Raw genomic sequence first — 8,133 nt, 5'->3', positions numbered from 1 at the left:
TTGCATTTTGTGTTGCCGAAATGTCCTCGATGGCAAATAGGTCGGGACAGGAAGTGCAAGATCGGCGAGCGGGGGGTGGGGTGGGTGGGGCGTTACGGGGCCAGGTGGGAGCGGATGAGGAAGCGGACGCCGTCGGGGGCTTCCAGGGAGAAGCCGCTGCCTCTGCCCGGCACCACGTCGACGGTCAGCGTGGTGTGTTTCCACAACTCCCACTGTGACGTCGACATCCAGAACTCGACCGGCTCAGCCACCCCGTCGACCGAGAGCGAGGCGAGCAGCACGTCGGAGGCGCCGGTGCGGAACTCGCCCGCCGGGAAGCACATCGGGGCGCTGCCGTCGCAGCAGCCGCCGGACTGGTGGAACATCAGCGGGCCGTGCCGCCCCCGCAGCGACCGGATCAACTCCGCCGCGGCGGGGGTGACGGAGACGACCGGCATCAGAAGAAACCGAGCTTCTTGGTGGAGTAGCTGACCAGCAGGTTCTTCGTCTGCTGGTAGTGCTCCAGCATCATCTTGTGGTTCTCCCGGCCGATGCCGGACTGCTTGTACCCGCCGAACGCGGCGTGCGCCGGGTACGCGTGGTAGCAGTTGGTCCACACCCGTCCGGCCTGGATGGCCCGCCCGGCCCGGTACGCGGTGTTCATGTCCCGGCTCCAGACGCCCGCGCCCAGCCCGTACAGGGTGTCGTTGGCGATCTTCACGGCGTCGTCGAGGTCGGCGAAGGAGGTCACCGAGACCACCGGCCCGAAGATCTCCTCCTGGAAGATCCGCATCGAGTTGTCGCCCTCGAAGATGGTTGGCTCAACGTAGTATCCGCCCGACAAGTCGCCGCCCAAGTCGGCACGCGATCCTCCGGTCAGTACACGGGCGCCTTCCTGCCGGCCGATGTCCAGGTAGGACAGGATCTTTTCGAGCTGGTCGTTGGAGGCCTGCGCGCCGATCATCGTGTCGGTGTCCAGCGGGTGCCCCTGCACGATCTGCTCGGTGCGGGAGACCGCCGCGGCGAGGAAGTCGCTGTAGTGGCCCTGCTGGATCAGCGCCCGCGACGGGCAGGTGCAGACCTCGCCCTGGTTGAGGGCGAACATGGTGAAGCCTTCCAGCGCCTTGTCAAGGAAGTCGTCGGAGTGGGCGCTGACGTCGTCGAAGAAGATGTTGGGGCTCTTGCCGCCCAACTCCAGCGTGACCGGTTTGATGTTCTCACTGGCGTACTGCATGATCAGCCGCCCGGTGGTGGTCTCGCCGGTGAAGGCCACCTTCGCGACCCGGGCGGAGGACGCGAGCGGTTTGCCGGCCTCCACGCCGAAACCGTTGACGATGTTCAGCACTCCCGGTGGCAGCAGGTCCGCCACCAGGGACAGCCAGTAGTGGATGGACGCTGGTGTCTGCTCGGCCGGCTTGAGCACCACGGCGTTGCCGGCGGCCAGCGCGGGCGCGAGCTTCCAGGTCGCCATGAGGATCGGGAAGTTCCACGGGATGATCTGCCCGACCACGCCGAGCGGTTCGTGGAAGTGGTACGCCACGGTGTCGTCGTCGAGTTCGCCGAGTGAGCCCTCCTGGGCCCGGATCGCCCCGGCGAAGTAGCGGAAGTGGTCGATGGCGAGCGGAATGTCGGCGGCGAGGGTTTCCCGGACCGGCTTGCCGTTCTCCCAGCTCTCGGCGATGGCCAGGGACTCCAGGTTGTCCTGCATCCGGTCGGCGATCCGGTTGAGGATCAGCGCCCGTTCGGCCACCGGGGTCCGGCCCCAGGCGTCGGCGGCGCCGTGTGCCGCGTCGAGGGCCTTCTCCACGTCGGGTGCGGTGCCGCGGGCGACCTCGGTGAAGGTCTGCCCGGTGACCGGGGTCGGGTTCTCGAAGTAGGCGCCGCCGTGCGGCTTGACGTACTCGCCGCCGATGAAGTGGTCGTAACGGGACTGCCAGTGGGTGGGCGCGTCGTAGCGCGTCATGGTTACCTCCGCCGTCGTTGTGCGGGTGTGCCGACGGCGACGCTAGTTTCAGGAACGTTGCAGCCACGTTGCGCGCTGGAGGTCGTACTCCCCGGCGAGCTGATCGATGCGCGCGAGGGCGAGGGGCCGACGCGGCGCGCCCACCGGCAGCGCCCGCGCCAGGGCCTGCCAGGCGGCGAGGTCGTCGGCGCCGGCCGGCGTCGCGGTCCAGGCGGCGAGCAGCGCCGGGTCCGCGGTGGCCAGCACGGCGGCGCGGAGGTGACCGTCGATCAGCCGGCGCAGTCGCGTCACTCCCGGCGCGTCCGAGCCGGGCAGCAACGGCCCGGGGTACGCGTCGAGCGCCCCCGCGGGATCGCCCTGGTCCAGCCGGTCGGCGACGGTGGTGAAGTCGGCGCGGACGGTGCCGCGTAGCCGGTACGGGCGGGAGTCGAGCAACTCGGGGCCGAGCACTCGCCGCAACCGGGACAGCTCGGCACGAAGGGTTACTGGGTGCAGCCGGTCGTCGCCGTACAGGTCGAGGCCGAGTTGTTCACCGGTGCGTCCCTCGGGGTGCTGGAGCAGCAGCACCAGCAGTTCGCTGTGCCGTCGGCCGAGCCGGACGCGTCGACTGTCGAGCCGCAGCTCCGCCTCGTCGCGGCCGAGCGCGGTAACGGTGGCCACGCCGGGTTCCGGCGGTCGGTCGGCGGCGAGCTGCGCCTCGGCGGCCCGGGCGGTGGCCCGCACCAGCGCCAGGCTCTGCGGATTGGCCAGGTGGTCCCCGCCGGTGATGTCGATCGCGCCGAGCAGCCGCCCGGTGGCGGGATCGTGGATCGGTGCGGCGGCGCAGGTCCACCGCTGGACCGGGCGACTGAAGTGCTCGGTGGCGAAGATCTGCACGCTGTGGTCGACGGCCAGCGCGGTGCCCGGCGCGTTGGTGCCGGCGTGTGTCTCGTCCCAACGGGCACCGGGCACGAAGTTCATCCGCTCGGCGTGCCGCAGCACACCCGGGTGCCCCTCGACCCAGAGCAGCCGCCCGTGCGCGTCGCAGACCGCCATCAGGTGCGCGCCGTCCTGGGCGATGCCGCCGAGCAGGTCGCGGAACAGCGGCAGGACCCGGGCCAGCGGGTGGGCCGCCCGGTACGCGGCCAGAACGTCGTCGGCCAGGTCGATCGGCGGGGTGGCCTCGGGGTCGAGCCGGGCCGAGCGTTCCCAGGAACGACGGACCACGTCCCGTACCCGGTGCGGGGCCGAGCCAGCGGTCAGGAACGCCTCGTGGGCGGCGCCGACCTGCGCGATCCGCTCCGCCGGATCGACGCCGAACTCCAGGGCGAGCCACGGGTCAGCCATCGGGCGACCTCCTCGGCCCCCATCGTGACGCAGCTCACCCGCTAGCGCCAACCGCCGTGGTTGTCGGGGACGGACCACGCAGACGACGTGAGCCAGGAACGAAGCCGACATCCGCTGGCTGGCGATGGTTTGCCCGCTGGACACGCGCGTGGAGGATGGCTGCGGCGGGTGCTTACAGAACCCTTAACCCGGGCCTGCGACGGTATGCCGGGCAAGCCGAAATGGGGGAGCGGACAAACGTGCGGGTGCTGGTGGCGGACGACGAACGGTTGTTGGCGGACACGGTGGCCGAAGGGCTGCGTCGCCTCTCGATGGCCGTCGACGTCTGCTACGACGGTGACGGTGCGTTGGAGCGGGTCGGGGTGAACCGGTACGACGTCGCGGTGCTCGACCGGGACATGCCGGGGCACACCGGTGACGAGGTGTGCCGCAGCATCGCCGACTCCCAGGTCGGCACCCGGGTCCTGCTGCTCACCGCGGCGGCTGGCATCCGCGACCGGGTGGAAGGGCTCGGCCTCGGCGCGGACGACTACCTGACCAAGCCGTTCGCTTTCGCCGAGCTGGTGGCCCGGGTGCAGGCCCTCGGGCGGCGGTCCACTCCGGCGTTGCCACCGGTGCTTTCCCAGGACGGTCTGGCGCTGGACGTGGGCCGGCACGTGGCCACCCGTGACGGTCGCCCGCTCGCGCTGAGCCCGAAGGAGTTCGCGGTGCTGCACGTGCTGCTGCGCGCGGACGGTCAGGTGGTCAGCGCCGAGGAGTTGCTGGAGCAGGCCTGGGACGAGTTCGCCGACCCGTTCACCAACGCCGTGCGGGTCACCGTGATGACCCTGCGCAAGAAGCTCGGCGACCCGGCGATCATCCACACCGTTCCGAAGGCCGGCTACCGCATCGGCGGACCGGCGTGAGCTGGACGCCCCGACGTCGGGTGCTGCTGGTGGGCCTGCTGGCGCTGCTGGCCGGGCCGGTGCTGCCGGCGATGGGCAAGTGGCTGGCGGGGGTGACCTGGATCTGGGGGCGGCAGTTCTGTGACCTGCCGGTGCCGGGACTGAGCACCGTCTGCGCCGACGTGCGACCGGGGGCGTACATGCTGCCCCTGGGGGCCGTGCTGCTGGTGACAGTGGCCGCCCTGGTGGGGCTCTGGTTCGGCGCGGCGTGGTGCCTGCGCCCGGTCGCTGACCTGGCCGGGCCGATCGGTCACCTCGGCCCGCAGAACCTCGGTCACCGGATCCGGCCCCGGGGCCGCGACGAGCTGGCCCGGCTGGCCCGGGCGATCGACGAGATGATGGAACGTGTCTCCGCCGGGTACGAGGGGCAGCGGCGGTTCGCGGCGAACGCCTCGCACGAGCTGCGGACGCCCCTCGCGGTGCAGCGGACGCTCATCGAGGTCGGCATGGCCAGGACGCTCACCGGCGAGCAGTTGGAGTTGTTGACCAGCCAGCTGCTGGAGACCAACGAGCGCAACGAACGCCTCATCGAGGGTCTGCTCGCGCTCAGCGAGAGTGACCAGGGCCTGCGCTCGCGGATCCCGCAGCGGCTCGACACGATCGTCGAGGCGGTGCTCGCCGGATACCTCGACCGCGCCCGGGAGGCCGGGGTCACCATCGGCACCCACCTCGTGCCCCGGGTCGTCGTCGGCGAGCGGGTGCTGCTGGAGCGCCTGGTCACCAACCTGGTGGAGAACGGCATCAAGTACAACCGGCCGGGCGGCTCGCTGACCGTCGTGGTGAGTGGCGTGCCCGCACTGTCGGTGGTCAACACCGGTCAACCCGTGCCGGCCGAGGCGGTGGCGGGTCTGTTCGAACCGTTCCGCCGGCTCGCCCGGGACCGGACCTCGCAGGGCGGCGGGGCCGGTCTGGGCCTGGCCATCGCCCGCTCGATCACCCAGGCGCACGACGGCATCATCGCGGCCCGGCCCGCCGAACACGGCGGCCTGCGGGTCGACGTTCAGCTACCCGCAGTGACCTGACACTTCCACCCACCGTCCCGGGGTCCACGTACCGCTGGATCCCGCCCGTGGTGTGCCCGAAAAAGGAGAGACGATGTCACGCACCGTTGGCCAGACCCGGGCCGATGTCGAGGAGGCCAGCAGCTGGCTTGCCGGCCGCGTGGTCCGCACACCAGTGCTGCGGTCCCCGGTGATCGACGAACTCGCCGGGGCCCGGGTCCTGCTCAAGGCGGAGAACCTTCAGCACGGCGGCTCGTACAAGATGCGCGGCGCACTGCGCGCTGTCGGTCGCCTCGCCGCGGCCGGGCACACCGGGGTGATCGCGCAGAGCACCGGCAACCACGCGGTGGCGGTGGCGTTGGCGGCCCGACAGCACGGCCTCGCGGCGACAGTGGTGCTGCCGGTCGACGCGGCACCGACGAAGGTCGAGCGGGCCCGCGCGGCGGGGGCGCGGGTGGTGTTCGCCGGCACCGCCGTCGAGGAGCGGGTGGCGGTGGCCAACGGGCTCAGCGACGACAGCGGTCACCCCGTCGTCGACGCGTACGACCACCCGGACGTGATCGCCGGGCAGGGCACGGCGAGCCTGGAACTGATCGAGGACGCCGAGCGCGCGGGGACACCGTTGGACGCGCTCGTCGTACCGGTCGGCGGTGGTGGCGGGGTGGCCGGCGGGTGCCTGGCCGCCGCCGGCACCGGCATCGAGGTGTACGGCGTGGAGCCGGTGGGCTGCGACTCGCTCGCCCGCAGCCTGGCGGCCGGTGTTCGCGTGCCGGTCGCACCGGCGCCCACCATCGCGGACGGGCTGCGGCCGTCCTGCGTGGGTGAGCTGCCGTTCGCCATCGCGCGGGACAGGCTGCGCGGCGTCGTCCGGGTCGACGACGACGAGATCGCGGCGGCGTTCCGGCTGATCCTGACCGACCTCAAGGTGCTCGCCGAGCCGTCCGGCGCGGCGGCCCTGGCCGGCGCCCTCCGCCTTGCGCCGGTGACGGACCGGCAGCGGACGGTCGGTGTGGTGCTGACCGGCGGGAACGTGGAGGCGGCGTTGGTGGCCCGGTTGATGGCACCCCGGTCCGCCGACCTGACCGGGGAAGGGGCGGCGGCGTGAGCGCGCCAGTTCGGATCGGCATCCTGTTCGGTGGGCCGTCGGCGGAGCACGAGGTGTCGTGTGCGTCCGCGCTCGGGGTGGCCCGGGCGCTTGCCGGTGGCGGCTACCGCACTGTCGCCATCGGTGTCACCCGCGGCGGCGGTTTTCGGCTGATGCCCGACGCGCTGCTGGCCGAGTTGCGCGACCGGCCGGCCGGTGAGCGGGCCATCGACGACCAGTTGGTGGTGAGCGGGCCGGCCGTCGAGTTGCGGGCCGGTCCGCGTCCGGGCGTCGTGCAGGTGACCGCCGGTAACGCCCCCGGCGCTGTGCACGCCGAGCTGGACGTGCTCTTCCCGGTGCTGCACGGCCCGTACGGGGAGGACGGTGTGGTGCAGGGGCTGCTGGAGTCGCTGAACGTGCCGTACGTGGGCTGCGGCATCCTCGCCTCGGCGGTGGGCATGAACAAGGTGGCGATGAAGCGGGCGCTGCGCGCCGAGGGCATCCCCGTCACCCCGTACGTGGCGTTCGACGCGCACACCTACCGGACGGTCGACGACCCGGAGAAGCTGGTGACCGGGCTGAGCCGGCCGCTCTTCGTCAAGCCGGCCAGCATGGGTTCGTCGATCGGCATCTCCCGGGTCGGGGAGGGCGACGACCTGGCCGCCGCCGTGCGGGAGGCGCTCCGCCACGACCAGCTGGTCATGGTCGAGCAGGGTGTCGCCGGCCGGGAGTTGGAGTGTGCGGTGCTCGGTGGCTGGCGTCCCGAGGCGTCGGCGGTCGGCGAGGTGCGGGTCAGCGGCGGCTGGTTCGACTACCAGCAGAAGTACTTCGGCGACGACGACCCGATGATCGTCCCCGCCGTGCTGCCGGACGAGGTGACCGCGCGGGTCCGTGAGCTGTCGCTGCGCGCGTTCGCCGCGATCGGCGGTTGGGGTCTGGCCCGGGTCGACTTCTTCTACGTCGAGACGACCGGCGAGCTGTACGTCAACGAGCTGAACACGATGCCCGGCTTCACCGCGCACTCGATGTACCCGAAGGTGTGGGCCGCCGTCGGGGTCTCCTACCGGGAGGTGGTGGACCGTCTCGTCGAGTTGGCCCGGGTCCGGCACGCGGAACGGTCGGCGAGCACGGTGGGGAGCCTCGGATGATCCTGCTCTCCGATCCCCGGGTGGCGGCAGTGCCCAGCGCCGACGACGGCGACGAGTTCGTGGACCTGCGGGAGGTGCCGGAGCTGCGGCTCGACGGCCGGGCGGCCGACCCCGCCGGGGCGTACGCCCGGCTGCGCGCCGGTGTGGTGGACCGCCTGATCGCCGCGCAGCGTGCCCTGCCCGGTGGGCTGCGCCTGCTGGTGGTCGAGGGCTACCGGCCGTACCGGGCGCAGCTGGCCATCTTCACCGGCTACCGGGACGAGCTGCGCCGACGACACCCGGACTGGTCACCCGAGCGGCTGCACCGGGAGACGACGAAGTTCGTCTCACCGGTCGAGGTGGCCCCGCACAGCACCGGCGGCGCGGTGGACCTGACGCTCTGCACCGACGACGGGGTGGAGGTGGATCTGGGCACTGCCATCGACGCCACCCCGGAGGACAGCGCCGACGCCTGCTTCACCGACGCCCCGGCGATCGTCGGCGCCGCCCGTCGGCACCGGCAGATCATGGTGGACGCGCTGGGCGGCGCGGGGATGGTGAACTACCCGACGGAGTGGTGGCACTGGTCGTACGGCGACCGTTACTGGGCGCTGATCACCGGCGCGCCGTGTACCCGGTACGGGCCGGTTGACCTGGCCGCCGCGCGATCGATACCGGTGCCGGCTGAACGGTAGGGCGCTGCGGCCCG

General features: G+C 72.0%; 8 protein-coding genes. 5 read left to right on the top strand and 3 right to left on the bottom strand.

Translation table 11 applies throughout. The annotated features are described in order from the left end of the window. Positions 1-92: 92 nt before the first annotated feature. Genes IF22_RS0112850 through IF22_RS0112840 form a run of 3 tightly spaced genes read right to left on the bottom strand, consistent with a single transcriptional unit; the run spans position 93 to position 3,268 of the window. The gene (locus IF22_RS0112850; RefSeq protein ID WP_030331578.1) at positions 93-437 is read right to left on the bottom strand and encodes a DUF779 domain-containing protein; all 345 of its coding nucleotides are present in this window, start codon (positions 435-437) and stop codon (positions 93-95) included. Next, positions 437-1,942: an aldehyde dehydrogenase gene (adh, locus tag IF22_RS0112845; RefSeq protein ID WP_030331577.1), complete on the bottom strand. Its 1,506-nt coding sequence runs from the start codon at positions 1,940-1,942 to the stop codon at positions 437-439. Before adh ends, IF22_RS0112850 begins: the two co-directional genes overlap by 1 nt. A 48-nt stretch (positions 1,943-1,990) precedes the next feature. Further along, on the bottom strand, positions 1,991-3,268 hold the full coding sequence (locus IF22_RS0112840) for a GAF domain-containing protein (RefSeq protein WP_030331574.1): 1,278 nt from the start codon (positions 3,266-3,268) through the stop codon (positions 1,991-1,993). 239 nt (positions 3,269-3,507) lie between these two features. Here IF22_RS0112840 and IF22_RS0112835 point away from each other — a divergent pair, with 239 nt between their 5' ends. The 5 genes from IF22_RS0112835 (at position 3,508) to IF22_RS0112815 (ending at position 8,119) form a co-directional block, all read left to right on the top strand. Beyond that, positions 3,508-4,173 (top strand): response regulator transcription factor, encoded by a 666-nt coding sequence (locus IF22_RS0112835; protein WP_030331573.1) that lies wholly within the window; start codon positions 3,508-3,510, stop codon positions 4,171-4,173. Further along, positions 4,170-5,234 (top strand): sensor histidine kinase, encoded by a 1,065-nt coding sequence (locus IF22_RS0112830; protein WP_030331571.1) that lies wholly within the window; start codon positions 4,170-4,172, stop codon positions 5,232-5,234. The genes IF22_RS0112835 and IF22_RS0112830 overlap by 4 nt, the downstream gene beginning before the upstream one ends. A 73-nt stretch (positions 5,235-5,307) precedes the next feature. After that, complete coding sequence (locus IF22_RS0112825; protein ID WP_051708409.1) at positions 5,308-6,318, top strand: threonine ammonia-lyase; 1,011 nt, start codon at positions 5,308-5,310, stop codon at positions 6,316-6,318. After that, entirely contained in the window at positions 6,315-7,445 is a 1,131-nt protein-coding gene (locus IF22_RS0112820) for a D-alanine--D-alanine ligase family protein (RefSeq protein WP_030331568.1), read from the top strand. The genes IF22_RS0112825 and IF22_RS0112820 overlap by 4 nt, the downstream gene beginning before the upstream one ends. Continuing rightward, a complete protein-coding gene (locus IF22_RS0112815) occupies positions 7,442-8,119 on the top strand; it encodes a M15 family metallopeptidase (RefSeq protein ID WP_030331566.1) in 678 nt (225 codons plus the stop codon). Before IF22_RS0112820 ends, IF22_RS0112815 begins: the two co-directional genes overlap by 4 nt. The last annotated feature ends 14 nt before the right edge of the window (positions 8,120-8,133 follow it).

This window comes from Micromonospora parva (genome assembly GCF_000718515.1).
GTDB classification, from domain to species: domain Bacteria; phylum Actinomycetota; class Actinomycetes; order Mycobacteriales; family Micromonosporaceae; genus Micromonospora; species Micromonospora parva.
The sequence above is the reverse complement of the archived record's forward strand: the minus strand, read 5'-3'. Positions and strand labels throughout refer to the sequence as shown.

Bases quoted from the DNA above. Each gene is read 5' to 3' on its own strand.
- IF22_RS0112850 (WP_030331578.1), bottom strand. From the start codon at position 437: ATGCCGGTCGTCTCCGTCACCCCCGCCGCGGCGGAGTTGATCCGGTCG.
- adh (WP_030331577.1), bottom strand. From the start codon at position 1,942: ATGACGCGCTACGACGCGCCCACCCACTGGCAGTCCCGTTACGACCAC.
- IF22_RS0112840 (WP_030331574.1), bottom strand. From the start codon at position 3,268: ATGGCTGACCCGTGGCTCGCCCTGGAGTTCGGCGTCGATCCGGCGGAG.
- IF22_RS0112825 (WP_051708409.1), top strand. From the start codon at position 5,308: ATGTCACGCACCGTTGGCCAGACCCGGGCCGATGTCGAGGAGGCCAGC.
- IF22_RS0112815 (WP_030331566.1), top strand. From the start codon at position 7,442: ATGATCCTGCTCTCCGATCCCCGGGTGGCGGCAGTGCCCAGCGCCGAC.